Here is a 24,683-nt window from a genome sequence, read left to right as displayed (position 1 = left end):
GTGCAACATCTCGATCTGCAAGTGGTTCGCCAGGCGCTGAAGTGGTCCGTCGAGGGCCAGCGCGTCTGGCTCTGCACCGTGCTCTTCACCTACGGCTCGGCGCCCCGCGCGCCGGGCTCGCTGCTGGCGGTGAACGGGCAGGGGCAATGGGTCGGTTCGCTGTCCGGCGGCTGCGTCGAGGATGATTTCCTCGAACGCGTCGCCGCCGGCGAGTTCGCCGATCCGGTGCGAGTCGTGCGCTACGGCGAAGGCGACGAGCGCAGCAACATCCGCCTGCCCTGCGGCGGCATCCTCGACGTGCTGGTGGAAAACCTGGCGGCGGACTGCGACGTCCAGGCCCACCTGCGCGAGCTGGAATCGGCGCTGCTCGGCCAGCGTCGCCTGCTCCGCGAAGTGAACCTGGAAACCGGCGCGCGCCACTTGCGCGACGACCATAGCCATGGCCCGCGCGTGGAGCGCGACCAGGCGCACGTGCAACTGCGCGTGGGCGCCGCGCAAAGGCTGCTGCTGGCGGGTTACTCCAGCGTCGCGCACTTCTGCGCCGAGTTCGGCAAGGGCCTGGGCTTCGAGGTGATCCTCTGCGATCCCCGCGAGGAAGCGCTGGACGGCGCGGTGTTGGACGGCATCGAGATCCGCCGCGAACTGCCGTCGATCTTCATCGCCAACGGCGGCTGCCATGCCGACACTGCGGTGGTGGCGCTGACCCACGATCCGAAGATCGACGACCTGGCGATGCTCGAAGCGGTGCGCACCGAGGCGTTTTATATCGGTGTGATGGGCTCGCGTACCACCTCGGCGAAACGCATGGAACGCCTCCAGCGCGTTGGCGGTTTGGGGGAGGCGGAGCTGGCGCGTATCCACGCGCCCATCGGTCTCAACCTGGGCAGCAAGACGCCGGCGGAAATCGCTTTGGCGGTGCTCGCCGACATCCTTCGCGTACGCAGCGGCATTGCCCGCGAGAGCCTGTGACGACAGTCGCCCTTTTGCTCGCCGCCGGCTTCGGCCGGCGCTTCGGTGCCGACAAGCGTCGAGTGCGCCTGGCTGACGGCCGCACGCTGTTGGCTGCGAGCCTGGCCAACGCCCGCGCGGTGTTCGACGAAGTGCGCGTGGTGTTGCGCGCCGAGGACGATCCAATCGAGCTTGGCCTGCCTGTGGATATCCCGCTGGTGCGCTGCGTCGACGCAGAGTCCGGCCTGGGCCACAGCCTCGCGGCTGGCGTCGCTTCCCTGGAAGAGTGCGCGGCTGACTGCGTGGCCATCCTGCTGGGCGACATGCCCTGGCTCGCCGAATCGACCCTGCGGTTGTTGCTGCAGCAGGCCACTGCTCAACGCATTGTCTTCCCCCAGCACGACGGCCAGCGCGGCCATCCGGTGCTGTTCGGTCGCGCCTTCTGGCCGGAGCTGCTGCAGTTGCAGGGCGACGAGGGCGCCCGCGCTGTACTGCAGGCGCACCGCGATGCCTGGCATCCCGTGGTGGTGGACGATTCGGGCGTGCTGCGCGACGTGGATACGCCGGCCGCGCTCGACTAGCGCTGTGCCATCCAGTCGGCGATCAGCGGCCACAGCTCCAGACTCGCGTTGCGCGACAGCACCAGGCGGTTGTGGCTGTAGTCCTCGCGGAAACCTGTCGCGTTACCGCAGAGCCGGAAGCTTGCATCGCCGGCATCGAAAGCCCGCACCAGCGTCTGGCAGCCGCTCGCCGGAGCGATGAAGCGGTCGCCGCTGCCGGCCAGGCCCAGGACCGGCAGGCGCAGGCCGGCCAATCCGTGCAGATAGTCGAAACCATCCTCGCCCTGGAAGCGTGCGCGCAGGTTCCACTGACACCACTGGCGCATCAGCCGCGCGCTCTCGGTTTCCGGGCCGATGCGCTTGCGTTGTTGCGGGGCGGTCCGGCGTCCGCGCAGTAGCCAGTCGTAGGCGTGGATCGCCCAGCGGTGCAGCGGCCGCTCGGCCGCGGCTGTCGCCTGCGAACCCAGCAGCACCAGGCCGCGCATGCGCTCGCGGGCCTGCGCCGGGTTGCGCGCTGCCCACATGGAGGCGATCAGGCCGCCGCCGGAATGGCCGATCCAGAACTGCGCCGGCTGGCCGCTGCGCTGGTGCACGGCGTCGAGCACCGCCGGTACGTCGTGGTCGGCGACTTCGTCGAAGCTGTGCTGGTAGTCGCCGTTGTCGCTGGCGCCGTGGCCGCGCCAGTCGAAGATCCAGCAGGCGAAGCCGCGCGCGGCGAGGAAGTTCGCCAGGCCCAGGCAGCTGCGGTAGTTGGAGAAGGTGCCGTGGGTGAGGATCACCGGCAGGCCGTCGGCCGCGCCTATGCGGTACAGCGCCAGGTGCAGGCCGTCGCCGGTGCGGATGCGTTCGACGGGGATCTCGGCGCTGGCGAAGGCGCTGATCGACTCGGACATGGCGGGGCTTCCTGGCTCGCGATGGGGTTCGCGCATCCTGCTCCCGGCGCGGCCGCCAGGCAACAGGTCACTTGCTGGCCTTGAGCACCACGAATTTCGGGTTTGCCGCCACCTGCTCCACGCCGCGGAACAGGCGCTTGAGCTTGGCGTGGTAGCCCAGGTGGCGGTTGCCGACTATCCACAGCTGGCCGCCGGTAACCAGCGCATGGCGCGCCTGCTGGAACATGCGCCAGGCGAGGAAATCGCCGACCACCTGTTGCTGGTGGAAGGGCGGGTTGCACAGCACCAGGTCCAGCGAGTTCTCCGGTTGCCCGGCCAGGCCGTCGGCGGCGCGGAATTCGGCTTCGCGCTCGCCAAGGGCCGCGCGCCAGTTTTCCTGCGCCGACTGCACGGCCATGAAGGATTCGTCGACCAGCGTGTAGTGCGCGTCCGGGTTGGCCAGGGCGCTGGCGATGGCGAGCACGCCGTTGCCGCAGCCGAGGTCGGCGACCCGCGCGCGGCCCAGGCCTTGCGGCAGGTGCGGGAGGAAGGCGCGGGTGCCGATGTCCAGGCCTTCGCGGCAGAACACGTTGGCGTGGTTGATGAACTCCAGCGCGGGTTTGTCGAGCTTGTAGCGAGTGGGGTAGGGCGATACCACCGCCGCTTTATCCACAGGCGTGGCGAATAGCAGGCGAGCTTTCTTCTCCGCCAGCGAGGCCTGCACCGGGCCGATGTACTTCTCCATGAGGTCACCAGCGGCGCGCGGCAGGTGCTTGATCATCGCCCCGGCGATCACCCGCGCGCCGGGCGCGAGCTGGCCGTGCAGGCGGATCAGCTGTTCCTCCAGCAGGGCGAGGGTCTTGGGCACGCGCAGCAGCACCAGGTCGAACGGGCCGGTCGGGGTCGCGCTGGCCGGCACGAAGGTCACCGCGTCTTCCGCCAGGCCGTTGCGGGCGAGGTTTTTCTGCAGGGCCAGGGCGGCGAGGAAGGAATCGCCGCTGCTGGTCACCCGCGCATGCCCGGCGAGGCCGGCGGCCAGCGCGCCGAAGGCGTCGTTGAGCACCAGCACGCGGCGGCCTTCGGCCAGGCCGTCGGCGACCACCTGGCGCAGCAGGTATTCGTCGGCGGCGTCGAACGCCTGCAGCGGGTCGTTGTGTTGCTCCGGCTGGCGGATCAGGTCGAGTTCGGCGAAGGGCGTGAGGAAGGTCGGCATGGGCATCGCTTTTCGTTGCGCCAGGTCAGGGCGGCTGCCGATTGCGGCAAAGGCCCTGTTTTCTGGCGGTGTTTCTCGCACCTGCGATGGGAGAAACTGTAGGCAGAGATGGAATCGGGAGCGGAGTATGACCGCCAGCGAAGAGAAGTTCACCCGTCAGACGCTGACAGACGTGCAGACCCTGACGCCCAGCCTGTTCACCCTGCGCACCACGCGCGACGCGGGCTTCCGTTTCCGCGCCGGGCAGTTCGCCCGCCTGGGTGTGCGCAAGGAAAGCGGCAGTATCGTCTGGCGCGCCTATTCGATGGTGTCCTCGCCGTTCGACGAGTACCTGGAGTTCTTCTCCATCGTGGTGCCCGGCGGCGAATTCACCAGCGAGCTGAGCCGCTTGCGCGAGGGCGACCAACTGCTGGTCGATCGCCAGGCCTTCGGCTTCCTCACCCTCGACCGCTTCCCCGACGGCCGCGACCTCTGGCTGCTGGCCACCGGCACGGGGCTTGCGCCCTTCCTGTCAATCCTCCAGGACTTCGAGGTGTGGGAGCGCTTCGAGACCATCAAGCTGGTCTACAGCGCCCGCGAGGAAAAGGAACTGGCCTACCGCGAGCTGATCGCCGGGCTGGCGCAGCGCGAGTACCTGGCCGAGTACGCGCACAAGCTGCAGTTCATCCCGGTGGTGACCCGCGAGCAGGTGCCCGGCTGCCTGAACGGGCGCATCACCACGCTGATCGAGAGCGGCGAGCTGGAGCGCGCGGCCTGCCTGGAACTGTCGCCGGAGCATTCGCGGGTGATGATCTGCGGCAACCCGCAGATGATCGAGGACACCCGCGCGGTGCTGAAGGGTCGCGGCATGAACCTGGCGCTGACGCGCAAGCCGGGGCAGATCGCGGTGGAGAACTACTGGTAGCGCAACGCCATCGAAAAGGGCCCCGATGGGGCCCTTTTGCATTTCTGCCTGCGCGTCAGGAGCGGTTCTGGTTCTTCAGCAGGTCGCGGATCTCGGTGAGCAGTTCCTGGTCCTTGGTCGGCGCCGCCGGCGCGGCTTCTTCCTCGCGTTTGAAGCGGTTGATCGCCTTCACGCCCATGAAGATGGCGAAAGCGACGATCAGGAAGTCCAGGCAGGTCTGGATGAACTTGCCGTAACCCAGTACCACGGCCGGCGCGTTGCCTTCGGCGGCCTTGAGGGTGATGGCCAGGCTGGAGAAGTCGACCCCGCCGATCAACAGGCCGATCGGCGGCATGATCACGTCGCCGACGAAGGACGAGACGATCTTGCCGAAGGCGGCGCCGATGATGATACCGACGGCCATGTCGACCACGTTGCCCTTGACCGCGAAGGCCTTGAACTCGCTAAGCAGACTCATGCACAGACTCCTTTCGTAAACAGAGGGGGACAGGCGCCAGTGTAGCGGCCCGACTGCGGCAGAGCAGCCCCGGCGCGGGGCCAGGGGAGGATTTCCAGGCCTTGGCGGCAAGACCGGCGGTTATGGGCGAATTTCGGCGCTGGACTAGGCTGTAGGGAAATCCACCCCGCAGAGGAGGTCTGCCATGCCACTCGAGCACCACCCGCTGGCCCGCGAGTTTCCCGAGCAACGCGCCAAGATGGCCCGCCTGATCGAGGAAAACGCCCAATTCACCCGCCTGGCCGGCACCTACGAGGAGCTGGACCGCAAGATCTACGACGTCGAGGACGGCCGCGAAGCGATGGATGACCTCGCGCTCAACAGCCTCAAACTGCAACGCGTCACCCTGAAGGACGAGATTGCCGAACTGCTGCAGCGATCGACCTGACCTTGACGAGCGTCAAGGGTACTCACCAGGGGCGGGAGTAGGCTCCGGTTATCCATTTTCCAACTGGTGTCTAGTCATGCTCAAAGCATCTCGCCCCTTCAACCAGTTCACCCGCAAATCCGCTACCACCGACGCAGGCGCCCGCCCGGCGCAGGAGCGCCTGGTGCGACTGAAGCTGCAATACGAGCTGCTGGACCAGCGCATCAGCCGTGTCGAGGAGGGCATCGAGCGCCCCGACGGCTCGCTGGCCGCGCTGCTGATGCGCCGCGAAGGTCTGCGTCACGACATGGAAAGCCAATATCGGCGCCTGGGCATTGCCTGCTGAGGCGCATCGCACTCCCGGCTTTCTCGCTGGGCGACGAGGCTAAAGGCTTCTCGACGAACGCAAGGGTTTCAATGACAGGCTCACCGGGCACTAGCGCCCGGTGGGCCTGCGTTCGTTATAGCGGCGTTGAATTTTCAGGAGATGGAATTGCGTCTGGCTGGATGGCGCTATTCATGGGGCGCAAGTGTGGCGCGCACTGGTGCTCGGTATTGCCGCTTGAGTGAATAGTTCGACGGAAAAGTCATTGTTTTACAGACTTTTCTGACAAGCCAGCCCATATCGAAAAATACATAATGGTAATGCAGAGCTATCGGCTGGTGGCGGGCACTCTTGTTAACGCGTTTGTCCGCCGCCCGGCCTCTTTCAATGGAGCAATTGCAGGAAGCCTTTATAAGGCGGCTCGTATTGAGTCTCGGGGTAATTGGCTTGCCGGGCTGTTTGGGCAAAGTCGGGCTGCGAGATGTTCGCTCTATATCAGGTTGATGGCCTGTCGATGTATGGCGTCCGAGCTGAACGCCCCATCACCATAAAGTCACTCATCGAATTCACAACGGCGAAATGGCCAGGCGATTGGGCGGGATTTGGGCAATGAAACGCTTTCCGCCTCAAGGCGCCCAGCTCACGGAATTGACTGACGCAGATGAGTCATAGAGAAGAGACGCATGCATAAACTTTCTATCGCGGGATTGAGCTTTGTCTTGTTGGCCGGATGCGCGCAGAAGACGCCGGAGACTGTTGTCGTAGCTGCGCCGGAGCCAGCACCCGTCCGCGCGCCAGCGCCGATCATTATCCAGCAGACTGCCGTTGAGCCTAAGGCCGAAGACGCTCAAGCGAAAAGCCTCAAGGAATGCCGTCAGCAACTGGAAACCATGCAGGTTTACAGCAAGGCGTCCTATAACAGGTACCAAGCTGAGCTCAAGAAGTTGGATGCGGCTCAGGCGAAGTACCAGCGGGTGAAAGACGCCGTTGGCGAAGACATCAATAGCGTCCTGATGCCGAAGTCCGAGTTCCAGACTCGCGAACTTTGCTTCCGAATCAAGGGCCATCTGATGCAGTTGATGGTCAGGCGGACTTGATCGCGTATTGCGGATCCTGAAAGGGAGGTCGATGACCTCCTTTTTGTTTTTTGAGGGAGTGCATGACGGCGTGTGCGACCGGGATATGCCTGCTCTGCGAGCTGGCGATCCGGGGTGCTAAGATCGCCCGCTTCAATTGCCGGCTCCTTCTCGCCGGCACTACGACGGAGTCCGCCCCCATGGCCAAGGCCAAGCGTATGTACGGCTGCACCGAGTGCGGTGCCACTTTCCCCAAATGGGCCGGCCAGTGTGCTGACTGCGGTGCCTGGAATACCTTGGTCGAAACCGTCATCGACAACACGCCCACCGGCGGCACCGGGAGTTCCGGGCGCGGCGGCTGGGCCGGGCAGCAGGCCAACATCAAGACCCTCGCCGAAGTCAGCATCGAAGAGATGCCGCGCTTCTCCACGGCCTCCAACGAACTCGACCGCGTGCTCGGCGGCGGCTTGGTGGATGGCTCGGTGGTGCTGATCGGCGGCGACCCGGGCATCGGCAAGTCGACCATCCTCCTACAGACCCTGTGCAACATCGCCACGCGTCTGCCGGCGCTCTACGTCACCGGCGAAGAGTCGCAGCAGCAGGTCGCCATGCGCGCGCGCCGCCTGGGCCTGCCGGAAGACAAGCTCAAGGTCATGACCGAGACCTGCATCGAAAGCATCATCTCCACGGCTCGCCAGGAGCAACCGAAGGTGATGGTGATCGACTCGATCCAGACCATCTTCACCGAGCAGCTGCAGTCCGCCCCCGGCGGCGTCGCCCAGGTGCGCGAGAGCGCGGCGCTGCTGGTGCGTTTCGCCAAGCAGAGCGGCACGGCGATCTTCCTGGTCGGCCACGTCACCAAGGAAGGCGCGCTGGCCGGCCCGCGCGTGCTCGAACACATGGTCGACACCGTGCTGTATTTCGAGGGCGAGTCCGACGGCCGCCTGCGCCTGCTGCGCGCGGTGAAGAACCGCTTCGGCGCGGTCAATGAATTGGGCGTGTTCGCAATGACCGACCGCGGCCTGAAGGAAGTCTCCAACCCTTCGGCGATCTTCCTCACTCGCGCCCAGGAGTCGGTGCCCGGCAGCGTGGTCATGGCTACCTGGGAGGGCTCGCGGCCGATGCTGGTGGAGGTGCAGGCGCTGGTCGACACCAGCCACATGGCCAACCCGCGCCGCGTGACCCTGGGCCTGGACCAGAACCGCCTGGCCATGCTGCTAGCGGTGCTGCACCGCCACGGAGGCATCCCGACCTACGACCAGGACGTGTTCCTCAACGTGGTGGGCGGGGTGAAAGTGCTGGAGACGGCCTCCGACCTCGCGCTGATGGCAGCAGTGATGTCGAGCCTGCGCAACCGTCCACTGGATCACCAGTTGCTGGTGTTCGGCGAGGTGGGGCTATCCGGCGAAGTCCGCCCGGTGCCCAGCGGCCAGGAACGCCTGAAAGAGGCGGCCAAGCATGGCTTCAAGCGCGCCATCGTGCCGCAAGGCAATGCGCCCAAGGAGGCGCCGGCCGGCCTGCAGGTGATCCCGGTGACGCGTCTGGAGCAGGCGCTGGATGCGTTGTTCGAGTAGCGTTCTTCGCGGTTGATCTCGGCGCAGTCGGCGACGGCTGTGTATCGGCGTAAAACCGCGAGCGGTTGTACGCCCTACGCCTCCGGCTCACCCAGCAAAGTCAGCTCGCGTTCGAGCAGCGACTCATCCCCCAGGTTGAGCTCCACCAGGCGGCGCAGGTGGCTGATGGAGTCCAGGTCGATGTGCCGGCAGTTGAAGCCGAGCAGGCCTTCGCGTTCCCAGGCCAGCTCCGCGTCCATGTAGACGTTGGCGTCGAAGCCCAGGTAGATCCTCACCTGGAAGGCTTGCCCGGTGCTGCCCTCGAAGTGCTCCGGGCGCTCCACCAGCACCCCCTGTAACGACAGGTCGAGCAACTCGGCTTTCCAGCGGTGCTCGCCCTGGCTGATTTCGGTGCTGGCGTCGAAGGCGATACGGCTGAAACGCCGCCGTTCGGCATGGTCATCGCTCATCTGCGGGCTCTCCGGCCGGTCTGGTTGCATCACTATAGCCAAGCTGCCCGCAGACCGCCGTGGCGAGCGGCTTTCGGCGCACTTCGCTGCGCCGGGATGCCCGGAATAGACGGATGCGGCGTCCTACAATCGCTGTAGGAAGACCGGCAATATCGCTGTAAGGCCTATAGACTAAGGTCGTATAAATGGTTTGTAGGAAAGGACTAGAATTTTCCTGCGAATTCTCGCCCTTCAAACAGTCGGAAGCCTCGCCATGAACAATAACAACAGCCTCCTGCGTCACGTCGCCTGGGCGATAGTGGCGATAGTTGGTGCCTGTGCCTTGGGAGTCGTGGCATTGCGCCGCGGCGAAGCCATCAACGCTCTGTGGATCGTCGTCGCAGCAGTCGCCATCTATCTAGTCGCCTACCGCTACTACAGCCAGTTCATCGCCAGCAAGGTGATGCAGCTGGACCCTAACCGCGCAACGCCGGCGGTGCTCAACAACGATGGTCTGGACTACGTTCCGACCAACAAGCACATCCTCTTCGGTCACCACTTCGCCGCCATCGCCGGCGCCGGACCCCTGGTCGGTCCGGTACTCGCCGCGCAGATGGGCTACCTGCCCGGCACGCTCTGGCTGATCGCCGGCGTGGTGCTGGCCGGCGCGGTGCAGGACTTCATGATCCTGTTCATCTCCACGCGGCGTAACGGCCGTTCGCTGGGTGAACTGGTGCGCGAGGAAATGGGCCAGGTGGCGGGGACCATCGCCCTGTTCGGCACCTTCCTGATCATGATCATCATCCTCGCGGTGCTCGCCCTGATCGTGGTGAAGGCCCTGGCCAACAGCCCCTGGGGGACCTTCACCGTGCTGGCGACCATCCCGATCGCCATCCTCATGGGCCTGTACATGCGCTACCTACGCCCAGGCGCGGTGGGTGAGATATCGGTGATCGGCGTGGCCCTGCTGCTGGGCTCGATCTGGCTGGGCGGGCAGGTCGCCGCCAGCCCCGAATGGGCGCCGGTGTTCACCTTCAACGGCGTGCAGATCACCTGGATGCTGATCGTCTACGGCGCCGTCGCCTCGGTGTTGCCGGTCTGGCTGCTGCTGGCGCCGCGCGACTACCTGTCGACCTTCCTGAAGATCGGCACCATCATCGCCCTGGCCATCGGCATCCTGATCGTCATGCCGGAGTTGAAGATGCCGGCCCTGACCCAGTTCACCGACGGCACCGGCCCGGTGTGGAAGGGCGCCCTGTTCCCCTTCCTGTTCATCACCATCGCCTGCGGCGCCGTTTCCGGCTTCCACGCGCTGATCTCCTCGGGCACCACGCCCAAGCTGCTCAACCGCGAGCCCGACGCCCGATACATCGGCTACGGCGGCATGCTGATGGAGTCCTTCGTGGCGATCATGGCCATGGTCGCCGCCTCGGTGATCGAGCCGGGCGTGTACTTCGCCATGAACAGCCCGCCGGCTGTCGTTGGCGCTGACGTCAACGCTGTCGCCGCGACCGTCAGCAGCTGGGGCTTCGTGATCACCCCGGACGTGCTTACCCAGACCGCCAAGGACATCGGTGAAACCACCATCCTCGCCCGTGCCGGTGGCGCGCCGACCCTCGCGGTGGGCATCGCGCACATCCTGCACAACGTGATGCCGGGCGAGAACACCATGGCGTTCTGGTACCACTTCGCGATCCTCTTCGAGGCGCTGTTCATCCTCACCGCGGTGGACGCCGGCACTCGCGCCGGACGCTTCATGCTGCAGGACCTGCTGGGCAACTTCGTCCCGGCGCTGAAGAAGACCGACTCCTGGGGTGCCAACATCGTCGGCACCCTGGGCTGCGTGGCGCTGTGGGGCTGGCTGCTGTACCAGGGCGTGGTCGATCCGCTGGGCGGCATCAACACCCTGTGGCCGCTGTTCGGCATCTCCAACCAGATGCTCGCCGGTATCGCGCTGATGCTCGCCACCGTCGTGCTGATCAAGATGAAGCGCCAGCAGTACGTCTGGGTCACCGCCTTCCCGGCGGCCTGGCTGCTGATCTGCACCACCACGGCGGGGCTGATCAAGATCTTCGACAGCAACCCGGCGGTGGGCTTCGTCTCCCTGGCGAAGAAATACGGCGCCGCGCTCGACGCCGGCCAGGTTCTGGCCCCGGCCAAGGACATGGCGCAGGTGCAGGCCGTGATGGTCAACGCCTACATCAACGCCGGCCTCACCGTGCTGTTCCTGCTGGTGGTGCTCAGCGTGCTGGTGTACTCGATCAAGGTCGGCTCCAGCGCCTGGACCAAGAAGGAGCGCACCGACAAGGAAGCGCCCTTCCAGCCCATCCCCGAGTCCTGAGGGAGGAGGTGACACGTGTTCAATGACCTCAGCCGCATGGGCAAGTACCTCGGGCAGGCCGCCAGGATGCTGGTCGGCATGCCCGACTACGACACCTATGTCGAGCACATGAAAAGCAAGCACCCGGACAAGCCGGTGATGAGCTACAAGGAGTTCTTCCGCGAACGCCAGGAGGCGCGCTACGGCGGTGGCGGCAAGGGTCGTCCGATCCGTTGCTGCTGATGAAGCGGAAGGGTGTATAACGGGACGGGCCGCCTGCGGGCGGCCCGTCCTTTTTCCTGCCTGGAAGTTGCCCCATGAGTGAATCGACACAGCCCGCGCAGATTCCGGTGACCGTGCTCACCGGTTTCCTCGGCGCCGGCAAGACCACCCTGCTGCGCCACATCCTGGAGGCCGAGCACGGCCTGAAGATCGCAGTGATCGAGAACGAGTTCAGCGACACCCCGATCGACGGCCAACTGCTCGGCGATGCGCCGGCGCAGGTGATGACGCTGTCCAACGGCTGCGTCTGCTGCACCATCAACAATGACCTCGAGCGCGCGCTCTATGTGCTGCTGGAGCAGCGCGACAACGGCGAAATCGAGTTCGACCGCCTGGTGATCGAATGCACCGGCCTGGCCGACCCGGCGCCGGTGGCGCAGACCTTCTTCGTCGACGAGACCCTGCGCGAGCGCTACCTGCTCGACGGCATCCTCACCCTGGTCGACGCCGCCAACGCCGACCGCCACCTGCAGGAAGCCATCGCCCAGGCCCAGGTCGGCTTTGGCGACCGCGTGCTGGTGAGCAAGCGCGACCTGGTGTCCTCCGAACAGTACGAGGCGTTGGTTGAGCGCCTGCAGCGGATCAATCGGCGCGCTGAGATTCATCCGGTGGACCATGGCCGTATCGACCTGGAACGCCTGCTCGATGTGCGTGGTTTCAACCTGAATGCCGACGTCGGCCTGCGTCCGCTGCAACCGCTGCGCCCGGCGGCGAAAGCCAACGACCGCATTTCCACCATGGTGCTGCGCAGCGACAAGCCGCTGGATATCGAGCGCCTGAGCACCTTCATGGACGACCTGCTGCAATGGCACGGCAACTCGCTGCTGCGCTACAAGGGCGTGCTGAGCATCGCCGGCGAGGACCGTCGCCTGGTGTTTCAGGGCGTGCTGCGGCTGTACGGATTCGACTGGGATACGCCCTGGGGCGAGGACGAGCCGCGCGAGAGCGTGATTGTCTTCATCGGCGACAACCTGCCCGAAGAGCAGATTCGCCAGGGCTTCGAAGCCATCCTCGGCTAAGCCCGCTGCCGCAATGAAAACCCCGGCATTTGCCGGGCGTTTTTGTTTCACCGGACCTGTAGGAGCGGATCTCATTCGCGAACAGCCGTGCACGGCGTAACCCTGTAGGAGCGCGCCATGCGCGCGATTTCGCGGACAAGGTCCGCTCCTGCGGGTTACGACGAAATCAGGTGCTTCAGCGGGTGATAGTCCGCCTTGAACCCCTCAGCTGCCTTGAGGATCGCCTGCTCGATGCCGTTCAGGTGCTGGCAGGTCATTTCGATGGCCGCCGCCTGGTTGCCCGCCTCGATGTACTCGACCAGGCGCAGGTGCTCGTTCTCCCGGCAGGGGCCGTGGCTGTCGTCGTCCAGCGCCGCGGCGAACAGCGAGGCGCGCTCCACCAGCTTGCGGAACCAGCCGAACAGCACCGGGTTGTTCAGCGCCTGGGCGAGCTTAAGGTGGAACTCGCCGAGCAGGTGCACGAAGTGCGCGTGGTCGCCGCCATGGGCCGCTTCTTCTTCCAGCGCCAGGTGGTCGCGCAGGTCGCGGAACACCGCGCTGTCAGCGCGTCGGCAGAGCTCGCTGACGATACCGATCTCCAGCAGACGGCGGGTTTCGAACAGCGAACGAATCTCCTCGTCGCTGGGCAGCGACACCCACGCCCCTTTATTGAGCGCGCTCGACACCAGGCCGTCGGCCTCCAATTGCTTGAGCGCGGCGCGCACCGAGGTGCGGCTGACCTTGAACAGCTCCGCCAGCGACGCCTCGCCGAGCTTCATGCCCGGGCGCAGGCTGCGCTTGATGATCGCTTCGTAAACCCCCTGGTAGACGCGTTCCACCGTGGATTCGGGGTGTTTTTCCGTCATTGCCGACTCCGTCATGGCTGTCTCCCGCGCAAGCATGCCGCGCAAATGGGGCTCGACAAAACCCCTTGCGGATTAAAAATAAACCGGCTATTTGTATTTTGCATCCAGTTATTGCATACAAAAACAAGAGGAATGCACCAATATGGATCACTCTTCCTCCGTCGAGGTGCGCAGCGTCAGCAAGCGCTACACCGACGATCCCAAGGTCGCCCCAGCCCTGAACAACGTGTCGGTGAACATCGCCCACAACGAGTTCTTCACCCTCCTGGGCCCCTCCGGCTGCGGCAAGACCACGCTGCTGCGCAGCATCGCCGGTTTCGAGAACGTCACCAGCGGCGACATCCACATCGGTGGCCAGCGGGTCAACGACCTGCCGCCCTACCGCCGGCGCATCAACACCGTGTTCCAGAGCTACGCGCTCTTCCCGCACATGACCGTGGCCGAGAACATCGCCTTTGGCCTGGAGATGCAGGGCCTGGAGCGCAAGGCGATTCCGGCGCGGGTGAGCGAGATGCTGGCGCTGGTGCAGATGGAACACCTGGCACGGCGCAAGCCGGCCGAGCTATCCGGCGGGCAGCAGCAGCGCGTGGCCCTGGCCCGCGCGTTGGCGCCCAAGCCGGCGGTACTGCTGCTCGATGAACCGCTGTCGGCGCTCGACCTCAAGCTGCGCAAGGAGATGCAGGTAGAGCTCAAGCGCGTGCAGGAAGAGGCGGGCATCACCTTCATCTTCGTGACCCACGACCAGGAAGAGGCGCTGACCCTGTCCGACCGCATCGCCGTGATGTCCTCCGGCAACATCATGCAGGTCGGCACGCCCAACGAGATCTACGAACGCCCGCGGCACCAGTTCGTCGCGCAGTTCATCGGCGACATCAACTTCCTCCCCGGCCAGCTGCGCCGCGACGGCGAGCAACCGCTGTTCCGCCCCAGCGCGATGCCTGTGGATATCCCCTGCAACCTCCCCGGCGGCCTCGACCCCAACCGCGTGCAACTGGCCTTCCGCCCGGAGCGCTCGAAGCTGGTGGAGCCCTCGCAGCCGCACCACCTGCGCGCGGTGATCGAGACGGTGATGTACGTCGGCACCGCCACCCTGTACCGCTGCCGCCTGCCCGACGCCTCGCATATCACCCTGCGCGAGAGCAACGAGGGCGGCCGCGCGCGCGATGTCGGCGAGGCGCTGGCGGTGCACCTGTCGCCGCAGGCCTGCCTGCTGATGGAGGCCTGAGATGAGCGTCACCGCTAGGTCCCCGGCGACCAGCCGCCTGCTGCTGCTCAGCCCCGTGGCGCTGACGCTGCTGGCGCTGATCGCCATCCCGCTGGGCATCATGGGCTACATCAGCCTGCTGCCGCGCAACCTCTACGGCGGCGTCGACTGGCACGCCGACTGGCAGATCCAGAGCTACGTGCAGCTGTTCTTCCAGGAAGACTTCGACGGCAACCTGGAGCTCAACTGGGTCTATGCCCAGGCGCTGCTGCGCTCGCTGCTGCAGGCCGGCGGCACCACGCTGCTGTGCTTCCTGGTCGGCTTCCCGGTGGCGCTGTGGATGAGCAGCCTGAACGAGCGCGCGCGCAACCTGATGGTGCTGCTGATCACCATCCCGTTCTGGACCAACCTGCTGATCCGCAACTACGCCTGGCTGATCATCCTCCGCGAGCACGGCTGGATCGCCCAGGCGGTCAACGCGCTGTTCCCGCAGGCCGGCGGCATCACCCTGCTGTACAACGACTTCGCGGTCAGCGTCGGCCTCGTCTACAGCTTCCTGCCGTTCATGATCCTGCCGATCTACTCGACCCTGGAGAAGCTCGACTGGCGCCTGGTGGAAGCCGCCTATGACCTCGGCGCCACGCGCTGGAAGGCACTGCGCCGGGTGATCCTGCCGCTGACGATGCCTGGCGTGATCGCCGGTGCCTTGTTGGTCTTCGTACCGAGCCTGGGCGCCTTCATCACCCCGGCGATCCTCGGCGGCGGCAAGACGCTGATGATCGGCAACCTGATCCAGCAGCAGTTCGGCACCGCGCGCAACTGGCCGCTGGGTGGCTCGCTGTCGTTCCTCCTGCTCGGGATCATGCTGCTCGCGCTGGTCCTCTTCGCCCTCTACAGCCGCAAGGCCGCTCGCTCCGTGCACATGGGAGGCGCCGCATGATTGCCCAGCACCTGAAGAAACTGCCCGGCACCCGCGAGACCAGCCTGCTGGTACTGGCCTACCTGTACCTGCCGATCCTCGTGCTGATCGCCTACAGCTTCAACGCCAACCGCTCGGCAACCGTCTGGACCGAGTTCTCCTTCGCCTGGTACGGGCGCATCGTCGCCAACCCGTCGATCCAGGTCGCCGCCTTCAACTCGCTGGTGGTGGCCGGCTTCGCCACCGTGCTGTCCACCGCCATCGCGCTGCTGGCGGCGCTGGCCACCTCGCGGCCGTTCTATGGCCGGCGCCTGGTGGAAGGCGGCATCAACCTGCCGCTGATCCTCCCGGAGATCGTCATCGCCGTGGCCACGCTGCTGCTGTTCATGTCGCTGGGGATCAAGCTCGGCCTGCTGACGGTGATAGTTGCCCACGTGGGCTTCTGCATCCCCTTCGCCTACCTGCCGATCCGCGCGCGCCTGAACGACCTGGACAAGAGCCTGCTGGAAGCCGCCGGCGATCTCTACGCCAACCCTTACCAGGTGTTCCGCCGCGTGACCCTGCCGCTGCTGTGGCCGGCGGTGCTGTCCGGCGCGGTGCTGGCGTTCGTGGTGAGCCTCGACGATTTCATCATGACCTTCTTCGTCGCCGGGCCCGGCTCGACGACCCTGCCGGTGTACATCTTCTCGGCCATCAAGGCCGGCGTAACCCCCGAGATCAACGCGATCTCGACCCTGATGCTGGTGATTTCCATCGTCCTCGTGGTGCTGTCGTACTGGCTCGGCCAGCGCGGCAAACCCGAGGCCTGAACTGCTGACCTTTCGCGGAGAACGACCATGAAGTTGCAAGCCCTGCGTCACGGCCTCGCCGGTTTCACCCTCGCTGTGCTGGCCGTCGGCATTGCCCATGCCGACGAGCCCAAGCAGCTGTTCTTCTACAACTGGACCGACTACTACCCGGTGGAGCTGCTCGGCAAGTTCGAGAAGGAAACCGGCATCAAGGTCACCATGGATGGCTACGACAGCAACGAGACGCTGCTCGCCAAGCTGCAGGCCGGCGGCGCCGCCTACGACGTGATCGTGCCCTCGCACTCGATCATGCAGACGCTGATCAAGCAGAACCTGCTGCTGGAGATCGACTCGCCGAAACTGGCCAACTTCCAGTTCGTCAAACCGGCCTTCCGCGACCCGGCCTTCGACCCCGGCCGCAAGTTCTCCGCGCCCTACCTGTGGGGCACCACCGGCTTCTCCTACGACAGCGCGCGGGTGCCCGGCGGCAAGCTCGACGACTCCTGGAAGGAGTTCTTCGAGCCACGCCCGGAGCTCAACGGCGAGGTCGCCGCGCTCGATACCCCGAGCAGCCTGATCAACGCCGCCGCGCACTACCTGAACGTCGACGAGTGCACCGAGAACCCGCAGGACGCCAAGAAGATCCTCGACCTGCTGCAGAAGCAGAAGCCGCACCTGAAGATGTACAGCTCGGACAACACCGTCGACCGCATGGCCTCCGGCGAAGTGGTGATGATGCAGAACTGGAACGGCTCCACCGCCCGCGCCACGGCGCAGAAGAGCACCATCAAGTACGTCTACCCGCGCGAAGGCGTGGCCTCGTTCCAGGACAACTTCGCTGTGCCGAAAAGCGCGCCGCACCCGGAGAACGCCAAGATCTTCATCAACTGGATGATGAAGCCGGAGAACGCCGCCGCGGTGACCAACGCCATCGCCTATTCCAACGGAATCGACAGCGACAAGCTGCTCGACGCCAAGTGGAAGGTGATGGACGCGATCAACATGCCGCCCGAGTACGCCTCGCGCCTGCGCCTGGAGAAGGAATGCAGCAACAAGGCGCGCGAGCTGCAGGACCGCATCTGGTCCAAGCTCAAGGGCTGAGGCTCTATTTCGCTCTTCGATTTTCGTAGGAGCGAGCTTGCTCGCGAACCGCACGGCACCGTCGACATGCCGGAATCCGTTCGCGAGCAAGCTCGCTCCTACAAGGCGCCTCCCTGATCCAATTCTTTTGTTCGAGGTCCCCATGAGCCACCGCTACTGGCTGCGCAACGTCCACCCGTTCGGCAATGCAGCCGAAGACTTCCTCATCCACGACGGCCGCATAGCGGAACGTCGTCCGGCCAGTGCCGAAGCGCTGCAAAGCGGCGATATCGACGGCGCCGGCCAACTGCTGCTGCCGCCGCTGGTGGAAAGCCACTGCCACCTGGACAAGACCCTCTGGGGCCAACCTTGGCGGCCGAACAGCGCCGGCCCGACGCTGAAGGACTACATCGCCAACGAGCGCCGCGTGCTGCGCGAGATCGAGGCGCCGATCGCCGCGCGCGCCGGTGCGTTGCTGGAGCAATGCATCGCCCGTGGTTCGCTGACCTTCCGCTGCCACGTCGATATCGACCCCGAGCTGGGCCTGCGCCACGTCGAGGCGATGATGGCGCTGCGCGAGTCCTATGCCGATCTGATCGACATGCAGTTCGTGGTCTTTCCGCAGACCGGACTGATCAGCCGTCCCGGCACCCTTGAACTGATGCGCGAAGCCATGGCCCTGGGTGTGGAAACCGTCGGCGGCCTCGACCCATGTGGCATCGACGATGACCCCATCGCGCAACTCGACGCGGTGTTCAGCCTGGCCGCCGAGTTCGGCCGTGGCGTCGATATCCACCTGCACGACAAGGGCGAGCTGGGCCTTTGGCAGATCGCCCGGATCGCTGACTACACCGAGCGCTTCGGCTTGCAGGGCCGGGTGATGATCAGCCACGCCTACTGCCTTGGCATGGCGCCCTGGTCGCAGGTGGAGCCACTGGCAGCGCGCCTCGCCGCGCTGAAGATTTCGCTGATGAGCTCGGCGCCAGCCGATACGCCGGTGCCGCCGTTCCTCGCCCTGCGCGAAGCCGGCGTGAACCTGTGCCTGGGCTCGGACGGCATCCGCGATGCCTGGTCGCCGATGGGCAATGGCGACATGCTGGAGCGCGCGATGCTCCTGGCCTTCCGTTTCGACCTGTGCAAGGACGACGAGCTCGCCGCCGCCTTCGGCGCTGCGACCGCCAATGGCTCCCCCGCCCCGGCGCGGATCGAAGTGGGCGCGCCGGCGGACTTCCTGCTGCTGCCGGCGCAGACCCTCGGCGAGGCCGTGGTCGCCCGTCCCGTGCAGCGCCAGGTGTTCAAGGCTGGCCGGCTGATCGCCGAGAACGGCCGCCTGCTCGAGTCGCGTTTATGACAGCGCGCATCGGCCTCAAAGCCAGCTTCGTGGTCGGTTTCGACGGCCACCAGCATGTGCTCTGGCGCCACGGCGAAGTGGTGTTCGAGGACGGCAAGATCCTCTTCGTCGGGCGCGGTTTTCCCGGTGAGGTGAGCCAGTGGATCGACTACGGCCACGCGCTGATCGGCCCCGGCTTCATCGACCTCGACGCGCTCGGCGACCTCGACTCCACGGTGCTCACCCTGGACAACGGCGCCGAGTGGAAGATGGGCCGCACCTGGTCGGCCGACTACCTGCGTGCTGGTCCGCAGGAGTGCTACAGCGCCGAGGAGGAGCTGTTCAAGTACCGCTACGCCTTCACCCAGCTGATCCGCAACGGCATCACCACGGCCATGCCGATCACCTCCATGTACTACCGGCGCTGGGCCGAGCACTACGACGAATTCGCCGGGGTCGCCGCGTTGTCTGGCGAGCTCGGTCTGCGCACCTACCTCGGCCCCTGCTACATGAGCGGCATGACCTACGCCCGTGAAGACGGCAGCCCGACGCAACACTGGGACGAAGCCGCCGGCCTTGCCGGGCTGGATGCGGCGGTGCGCTTCTTCGCCGATTTCGACGGCGCGCATGGCGGCCTGGTACGCGGCGCGTTGCTGCCGGATCGCATCGAGACTTGCACGCCGGCCCTGCTCGAGCGCAGCGCGGCGATGCAGCGTGAACTGAACGCTCCGCTGCGCCTGCATTGCTGCCAGTCGCACTACGAAGTCGACCTCGTGCAGCGGCTGTACGGCCTGTCGTCGCTGCAGTGGCTGGATCGCCTCGGCCTGCTCAATCCGCGCAGTGTGCTGCCGCACGGCATCCACACTAATGGCGAAGACGATCTGCAGCGCCTGCGCGACGGCGGCGCGAGCCTGGTGCATTGCCCGGTGGTGTTCGCCCGCGACGGCGACGCGCTGGATTCCTTCGGCAGCCACCGCGCGCGCGGCATCAACATCGCCATGGGCACCGACACCTTCCCTGCGGACATGCTCGACCAACTTCGCCAAGGCCTGAACATCGCGCGGGTGAAGGAGGGCAGTGCCGAGCGCACCCGCATTCTCGACCTGTACAACGCCGCGACCCTTGGCGGTGCGCAGGCGCTGGGCCGCGACGATCTCGGCCGCCTCGCCGCCGGCGCGCGCGCCGATATCACGGTGTTCCGCCTCGGCGCCTTCCACCAGGGGCCGTTCTTCGACCCGCTGAAGAACCTCGTCACCGCCGGGCGCGGCGACGACTGCATCGCCAGCTACATCGACGGCCGTTGCGTGATGCAGGGCGGCCAGGTCCTCGGCGTCGACTACGCCGCGCTGCAACGCCAGGCTGACGCGCTGTTCGAGAAGCAGATGTGGCACCACTCGGACCGCGCCTTCGGCAATCCACCGTGGCGCACGCTGTTCCATTCCGCCATCCCGTTCGCCGATGCCTACAGCGCCGAAGCGCCCCTGCAGGACGCCCGCGCCCCAACCAGCCACTGAAGGACCGCCCCATGCTCAGCTTCGATTTCCAGCAGCTGTCCGCCCGCGAGAAATACAAGATCCTCATCGGCAGCGTGGTGCCCAGGCCCATCGCCCTGGTCACCACCATCGACCCGCAGGGCCGCGCCAATGCCGCGCCCTTCAGCTTCTTCAACGCGCTCTCGGCGGACCCGCCGATCCTCGCCCTGGGCGTGGAGAACTACAGCGACCTGAGCCCCAAGGACACCACGCGGAACATCCGCGAGAACCAGGAGTTCACGGTGAACATCGTCTCCGACGCCCTGGTGGAAGCGATGAACGTCTGCGCGGTGCCCTTTGAGCCGGGCTTTGACGAGCTGGTGGCGGCGGGCCTTACAGCGATCCCCGGTACCCGCGTGGCCTGCCCGCGAATTGGCGAAGCGCCGGTAGCCCTGGAGTGTCGGCGGATGATGGCGCTGTCGATTGGCCAATCCCGCGAGATCATCCTCGGCGAGGTCCTGATGGCCCACGTGCGCGACGACCTCATAGACCCGGCGACCCTCTACATCGACCAACTCGGCCTCGACGCCATAGGCCGCATGGGCGGCCACGGCTACGCCCGCACCCGCGACTACTTCGACCTGCCGACCCGCTCATTGCAGCAATGGACCGAAGCGCCCGGCGGTGGCGAACGGCGCTGGGTGCGGACGGAAGAGCTGGCCTGACCTGCATCCCTCATCTGCGAAATACCTCGCGCCGATCCACCCGTAGGGCGCATAACCGCGTTCGCGGTTATGCGCCGCCATCCGGTACGAAAACGGCGGATAACCCCTTCGGGGTTATTCGCCCTACAAGAGCTGCACCGCAGGCGGCTCTTGCTCTTAGGTTTTCCAGCGAAACGTCCGCACGCGCCGAACGCCCCTTTCAGAAGGCCGAACGAAACCCCCGTAGAGGAGGTCGGGCGACATGGATGTCGCACAAGCCCCGACTTGTACAGGGACGTACTTTCGGGGCGGGCCTCCGGTGCGGGGGAATTCGTGAGGGAAGCCCGGCTTCATCGGGCCCGTATGACGGGGCGAAGCGTTCTTGGTTACTTCTTTGAGGTTCGGCTTCCCGACGTTTGAAAGAAGTGACTCGCCGAAAGGCGAAACAAGAACTATCCGAACACGCCGAAGCGGCGCAGAAACACCCAACATGAAGTCAGCTGGGTCCCCGCATTCGCGGGGATGACGAAGGTATGTGTAAGCGTGCCACGCAAACAAAAACGCCCGGCATCTGCCGGGCGTTTTCATTGGGCGGATGACCGCCGCTCACCTCACTGGTGATGCAGCTTCCAGGCATCGCCATGCGGCGCATTGCCCTTGTCGTACGGGCGGAACAGGGTCATGTAGACCAGGCCCACGACGATGACGATGGCGCCAACCAGGACGATCCCGTAGTTGACGTACCAGGGCGCATCCGGGGTGCGCGGCCAGGACATGTTGACGATCGCCAACGCGCCATAGACCTGCGCGGCGATGTTCACCGGCCAGCCCCACTTGCCGAGCTTGAAGGCGCCGCTGGGCTGCCAGCCGCGCGCACGGGCGAAGAGGGCGCCGGCGACGATCATCTGGAACGACAGGTAGATGCCGATGGCGGCGAAGCTCACTACCAGGGCGATGGCGTTCTGCAGGTAGAAGCCGGCGCAGACGATGGCGGCGGGAACGACGCCGCAGGTGATCAGGGCCGGCACCGGCACGTGGGTGTTGGGCGACAGGCGCTTGAGCAGGCCGCTGCCCATGACCATCTCGTCGCGGGCGTAGGAGTACAGCAGGCGGCTGGCGGCCGCTTGCAGGCTGAGCACGCAGGAGACGAAGGAGACGATGATCACGGCCATCACCATGCGCGCGCCGGTTACGCCGAAGGCGCTGTCGAGGATGGTGGTCATCGGGTCCTTGTCGGTGCCGTTGATCACGGCGGCCATGTCCGGCACCGCGAGGATCAGCGCCAGGGCGGCGAACATCGAGGCGGCGCCGCCGATCCAGATGGTCATGCGCATGGCCTTGGGAATGCGCCGGCTGGGGTTCGGGGTTTCCTCGGCGACGTCACCGCAGGCCTCGAAGCCGTAGTAGAGGAACATGCCGGCCAGGGACGCGGTCAGGAACGCCGGCCAGTAGGAGCCGTCGATGCGGATGTCGAAGGTGTTGAACAGTACCGAGAACGGCTGGTGACGTTCGAACATCAGCAGGTAGCAGCCGATCACGATGGCGCCGATCAGCTCGCAGAGGAAGCCGAACATGGCCACGCGGGCAAGCAGCTTGGTGCCGCTGAGGTTGAGCACGGTGGCGATCAGGGTCAGCGCCAGGGCCACCAGGGTGTTGGTCACGGGGGTCGACTCGAAACCGAGCAGGGTGGCGATGTACGGGCCGGCGCCGAGGGCCACGGCGGCGATGGTCACGCAGAGCGAGATGGAGTAGATCCAGCCGACCATCCACGCCCAGCGCTTGCCCACCAGGCGCCGCGCCCAGGGGTACACGCCCCCGGAAATCGGGAACTGCGAGACCACTTCGCAGAAGATCAGGCACACCAGCATCTGGCCGATGCCCACCAGCAGGTAGGACCAGAACATCGGCGGCCCGCCGGCGGCCAGGCACAGGGCGAACAGGGTGTACACGCCCACCACGGGCGAGAGGTAGGTGAAGCCCAGGGCGAAGTTTTCCCAGAGGCTCATGGTGCGGTTGAAGTTGGAGGTGTAGCCCAGCTTGCGGAGCTGTTCCGCGTCGCTGTCCAGGAGCGCTCCCGGCTGCAAGGGGTTGTTCATTGTGATTGTCCTGTGGAGGTTTTGGCGTTGGCAGCTAAAGGGGGCTGCGAATGTTGTTGTCATGGCCGGGACGCGGGGCGTCCCGGCTGAACCTCGGGTGCGCGGCGCTTAGAGCTTGATCCAGGTGGCTTTCAGCTCGGTGTACTTGTCGAAGGCGTGCAGCGACTTGTCGCGGCCGTTGCCCGACTGCTTGAAGCCGCCGAAGGGCGCGGTCATGTCGCCGCCGTCGTACATGTTCACCCACACGCTGCCGGCACGCAGGGCGCGGGCGGTGAGGTGGGCCTTGGAGATGTCGCGGGTCCACACCGCAGCGGCCAGGCCGTACGGGGTGTCGTTGGCGATGCGCACGGCTTCTTCGGCGTCCTCGAACTCGATCACCGAGAGCACCGGCCCGAAGATTTCCTCGCGGGCGATCTTCATGGCGTTGCTCACGCCGTCGAACAGGGTCGGCTCGACATAGGTGCCGCCGGTTTCCTCCAGCACGCGCTGGCCGCCGGTGAGGATCTTGGCGCCTTCGGCCTTGCCGGCCTCGATGTAGCCCAGCACCTGTTCCAGCTGACGGCTGTCCACCAGGGCACCGACGTTGGTTTCCGGGTCCAGCGGATGGCCGGCTTTCCAGCCTTTCATGGCCTCGACCACCAGCGGCAGGAACTCGGCCTTGATGGATTTCTCGACCAGCAGGCGGGAGCCCGCAGTGCAGACTTCACCCTGGTTGAAGGCGATGGCGGCAGCGGCGGATTCGGCGGCGGCCTGCAGGTCCGGGGCGTCGGCGAAGACGATGTTCGGGCTCTTGCCGCCGGCTTCCAGCCAGACGCGCTTCATGTTCGATTCACCCGCGTAGACCATCAGCTGCTTGGCGATCTTGGTCGAGCCGGTGAACACCACGGTGTCCACGTCCATGTGCAGCGCCAGGGCCGAACCCACGGTGTGGCCGTAGCCCGGCAGCACGTTGAGCACGCCTTTCGGCAGGCCGGCTTCGATGGCCAGCTGGGCGATGCGGATGGCGGTCAGCGGCGAGCGCTCGGAGGGCTTGAGGATCACCGAGTTGCCGGTGGCCAGGGCCGGGCCGAGTTTCCAGCTCGCCATCATCAGCGGGAAGTTCCACGGCACGATGGCGGCGACCACGCCCACCGCTTCGCGGGTGACCAGGCCGAGCTGGTCGTGGGAGGTGGCGGCGACCTCGTCATAGACCTTGTCGATGGCCTCGCCGCTCCAGCGGATGCTGTCCACCGAGCCGGGCAGGTCGACGTTCAGCGAGTCGCCGATCGGCTTGCCCATGTCCAGGGTTTCCAGCAGCGCCAGTTCCTCGGCGTGCTGCTCCAGCAGTTCGGAGAAGCGAATCATCACGGCCTTGCGCGCGGCCGGTGCCTGGCGCGACCAGACGCCCGACTCGAAGGCGGCGCGGGCGCTGCGCACGGCCAGTTCGGCATCGGCGGCATCGCAGCTGGCGACCTTGGCCAGGAAGCGGCCGTCCACCGGGCTGATGCAGTCGAAGGTCTGGCCGGCGCTGGCGTTGACGTACTGGCCGTCGATGAAGGCGCGGCCTTCGATCTGCAGTTTGCTGGCGCGGGCTTCCCAGTCTTGGCGGGTCGGTTGGCTCATGGGTGGGGCTCCTGGATCGGCAAAAGGGGACGGGCAGGGCCGTCGGTTCGAATAAAACATTTAAAACCATATCTTAAGAGTTTTTGCTTGCCAATATCCCCATTCGTTTGATCGATAAATACACAGCTTTACCCGCTTTGATGGGTTTCATGGGTGACTTTTCGTGGGATGAAATCTGTGTTCATATGTTTGCGTCCGGTCGCCAACCCAGCGGCACCGGGTAGACTTCCGTATTCCCACGCCACGGCGTGCCCAGGAG

24 protein-coding genes are annotated in these 24,683 nt (G+C 65.7%); 17 read left to right on the top strand and 7 right to left on the bottom strand.

Going from position 1 to position 24,683, the window contains the following annotated elements; genetic code table 11:
- Together PKB_RS25100 and PKB_RS25095 are read left to right on the top strand one after the other, a co-directional pair.
- Complete coding sequence (locus PKB_RS25100) at nt 1-969, top strand: XdhC family protein (RefSeq protein ID WP_043255506.1); 969 nt, start codon at nt 1-3, stop codon at nt 967-969.
- Nucleotides 966-1,529, top strand: coding sequence for a nucleotidyltransferase family protein (locus PKB_RS25095; RefSeq protein WP_043255504.1), 564 nt, complete (start codon nt 966-968; stop codon nt 1,527-1,529). Before PKB_RS25100 ends, PKB_RS25095 begins: the two co-directional genes overlap by 4 nt.
- Here the strand turns inward: PKB_RS25095 and PKB_RS25090 are convergent.
- Both PKB_RS25090 and PKB_RS25085 read right to left on the bottom strand, forming a co-directional pair.
- The gene (locus PKB_RS25090) at nt 1,526-2,401 is read right to left on the bottom strand and encodes an alpha/beta fold hydrolase (RefSeq protein ID WP_052355386.1); all 876 of its coding nucleotides are present in this window, start codon (nt 2,399-2,401) and stop codon (nt 1,526-1,528) included. The two genes, PKB_RS25095 and PKB_RS25090, sit on opposite strands and share 4 nt — an antisense overlap.
- 67 nt (nt 2,402-2,468) lie before the next feature.
- Nucleotides 2,469-3,593 carry a methyltransferase gene (locus PKB_RS25085; protein WP_043257760.1) on the bottom strand — a complete coding sequence of 375 codons (1,125 nt, stop codon included), beginning with the start codon at nt 3,591-3,593 and terminating at the stop codon, nt 2,469-2,471.
- A 127-nt stretch (nt 3,594-3,720) separates the two neighbouring features.
- On the opposite strand from PKB_RS25085, the gene PKB_RS25080 reads away from it, so the two are divergent.
- Nucleotides 3,721-4,497, top strand: coding sequence for a ferredoxin--NADP reductase (locus tag PKB_RS25080; protein WP_043255502.1), 777 nt, complete (start codon nt 3,721-3,723; stop codon nt 4,495-4,497).
- A 55-nt stretch (nt 4,498-4,552) separates the two neighbouring features.
- Here the strand turns inward: PKB_RS25080 and mscL are convergent, their stop codons facing one another.
- A complete protein-coding gene (gene mscL, locus PKB_RS25075) occupies nt 4,553-4,954 on the bottom strand; it encodes a large-conductance mechanosensitive channel protein MscL (protein ID WP_043255500.1) in 402 nt (133 codons plus the stop codon).
- Between the two features lie 184 nt (nt 4,955-5,138).
- On the opposite strand from mscL, the gene PKB_RS25070 reads away from it, so the two are divergent.
- From PKB_RS25070 to radA, 4 genes are all read left to right on the top strand, one after another.
- Entirely contained in the window at nt 5,139-5,381 is a 243-nt protein-coding gene (locus PKB_RS25070) for an HP1242/YdcH family protein (protein WP_043255499.1), read from the top strand.
- A 76-nt stretch (nt 5,382-5,457) separates the two neighbouring features.
- Nucleotides 5,458-5,706: a hypothetical protein gene (locus tag PKB_RS25065; RefSeq protein ID WP_043255497.1), complete on the top strand. Its 249-nt coding sequence runs from the start codon at nt 5,458-5,460 to the stop codon at nt 5,704-5,706.
- Nucleotides 5,707-6,368: 662 nt separating this feature from the next.
- Complete coding sequence (locus tag PKB_RS30045) at nt 6,369-6,782, top strand: hypothetical protein (RefSeq protein ID WP_052355385.1); 414 nt, start codon at nt 6,369-6,371, stop codon at nt 6,780-6,782.
- A gap of 179 nt (nt 6,783-6,961) precedes the next feature.
- Nucleotides 6,962-8,335 carry a DNA repair protein RadA gene (gene radA / locus PKB_RS25055; protein ID WP_043255496.1) on the top strand — a complete coding sequence of 458 codons (1,374 nt, stop codon included), beginning with the start codon at nt 6,962-6,964 and terminating at the stop codon, nt 8,333-8,335.
- Between the two features lie 74 nt (nt 8,336-8,409).
- Here radA and PKB_RS25050 read toward each other — a convergent pair whose 3' ends face one another.
- A complete protein-coding gene (locus tag PKB_RS25050) occupies nt 8,410-8,784 on the bottom strand; it encodes a PilZ domain-containing protein (RefSeq protein WP_043255494.1) in 375 nt (124 codons plus the stop codon).
- 253 nt (nt 8,785-9,037) lie between these two features.
- On the opposite strand from PKB_RS25050, the gene PKB_RS25045 reads away from it, so the two are divergent.
- The 3 genes from PKB_RS25045 (at nt 9,038) to yjiA (ending at nt 12,384) form a co-directional block, all read left to right on the top strand.
- The gene (locus PKB_RS25045; RefSeq protein WP_043255492.1) at nt 9,038-11,104 is read left to right on the top strand and encodes a carbon starvation CstA family protein; all 2,067 of its coding nucleotides are present in this window, start codon (nt 9,038-9,040) and stop codon (nt 11,102-11,104) included.
- Nucleotides 11,105-11,119: 15 nt separating this feature from the next.
- Complete coding sequence (locus PKB_RS25040; RefSeq protein ID WP_043255491.1) at nt 11,120-11,326, top strand: YbdD/YjiX family protein; 207 nt, start codon at nt 11,120-11,122, stop codon at nt 11,324-11,326.
- Nucleotides 11,327-11,400: 74 nt separating this feature from the next.
- Nucleotides 11,401-12,384, top strand: coding sequence for a GTPase (gene yjiA, locus PKB_RS25035; RefSeq protein WP_043255489.1), 984 nt, complete (start codon nt 11,401-11,403; stop codon nt 12,382-12,384).
- 155 nt (nt 12,385-12,539) lie between these two features.
- On the opposite strand, the gene PKB_RS25030 is transcribed toward yjiA, so the two are convergent.
- Nucleotides 12,540-13,229 carry a GntR family transcriptional regulator gene (locus tag PKB_RS25030; RefSeq protein WP_043255488.1) on the bottom strand — a complete coding sequence of 230 codons (690 nt, stop codon included), beginning with the start codon at nt 13,227-13,229 and terminating at the stop codon, nt 12,540-12,542.
- A gap of 142 nt (nt 13,230-13,371) precedes the next feature.
- Here PKB_RS25030 and PKB_RS25025 point away from each other — a divergent pair, with 142 nt between their 5' ends.
- From PKB_RS25025 to PKB_RS24995, 7 genes are all read left to right on the top strand, one after another.
- Complete coding sequence (locus tag PKB_RS25025) at nt 13,372-14,454, top strand: ABC transporter ATP-binding protein (protein WP_043255486.1); 1,083 nt, start codon at nt 13,372-13,374, stop codon at nt 14,452-14,454.
- A 1-nt stretch (nt 14,455) separates the two neighbouring features.
- Nucleotides 14,456-15,373: an ABC transporter permease gene (locus tag PKB_RS25020; protein ID WP_043255484.1), complete on the top strand. Its 918-nt coding sequence runs from the start codon at nt 14,456-14,458 to the stop codon at nt 15,371-15,373.
- A complete protein-coding gene (locus tag PKB_RS25015; protein WP_043255482.1) occupies nt 15,370-16,161 on the top strand; it encodes an ABC transporter permease in 792 nt (263 codons plus the stop codon). The genes PKB_RS25020 and PKB_RS25015 overlap by 4 nt, the downstream gene beginning before the upstream one ends.
- 27 nt (nt 16,162-16,188) lie before the next feature.
- Complete coding sequence (locus tag PKB_RS25010) at nt 16,189-17,241, top strand: extracellular solute-binding protein (RefSeq protein WP_043255481.1); 1,053 nt, start codon at nt 16,189-16,191, stop codon at nt 17,239-17,241.
- A 142-nt stretch (nt 17,242-17,383) separates the two neighbouring features.
- Nucleotides 17,384-18,571 (top strand): amidohydrolase family protein, encoded by a 1,188-nt coding sequence (locus PKB_RS25005; protein ID WP_043255479.1) that lies wholly within the window; start codon nt 17,384-17,386, stop codon nt 18,569-18,571.
- A complete protein-coding gene (locus PKB_RS25000) occupies nt 18,568-20,064 on the top strand; it encodes an amidohydrolase family protein (RefSeq protein ID WP_043255477.1) in 1,497 nt (498 codons plus the stop codon). Before PKB_RS25005 ends, PKB_RS25000 begins: the two co-directional genes overlap by 4 nt.
- Before the next feature lie 11 nt (nt 20,065-20,075).
- Nucleotides 20,076-20,747: a flavin reductase family protein gene (locus PKB_RS24995; RefSeq protein ID WP_043255475.1), complete on the top strand. Its 672-nt coding sequence runs from the start codon at nt 20,076-20,078 to the stop codon at nt 20,745-20,747.
- Nucleotides 20,748-21,337: 590 nt separating this feature from the next.
- On the opposite strand, the gene PKB_RS24990 is transcribed toward PKB_RS24995, so the two are convergent.
- Nucleotides 21,338-22,822, bottom strand: coding sequence for an APC family permease (locus PKB_RS24990; protein ID WP_043255473.1), 1,485 nt, complete (start codon nt 22,820-22,822; stop codon nt 21,338-21,340).
- Nucleotides 22,823-22,930: 108 nt separating this feature from the next.
- On the bottom strand, nt 22,931-24,424 hold the full coding sequence (locus PKB_RS24985) for an aldehyde dehydrogenase (protein WP_043255472.1): 1,494 nt from the start codon (nt 24,422-24,424) through the stop codon (nt 22,931-22,933).
- Between the last annotated feature and the right edge of the window lie 259 nt (nt 24,425-24,683).

This window comes from Pseudomonas knackmussii B13, assembly GCF_000689415.1.
Classification (GTDB): domain Bacteria; phylum Pseudomonadota; class Gammaproteobacteria; order Pseudomonadales; family Pseudomonadaceae; genus Pseudomonas; species Pseudomonas knackmussii.
This window is presented reverse-complemented; position numbering and strand designations above follow the sequence as displayed.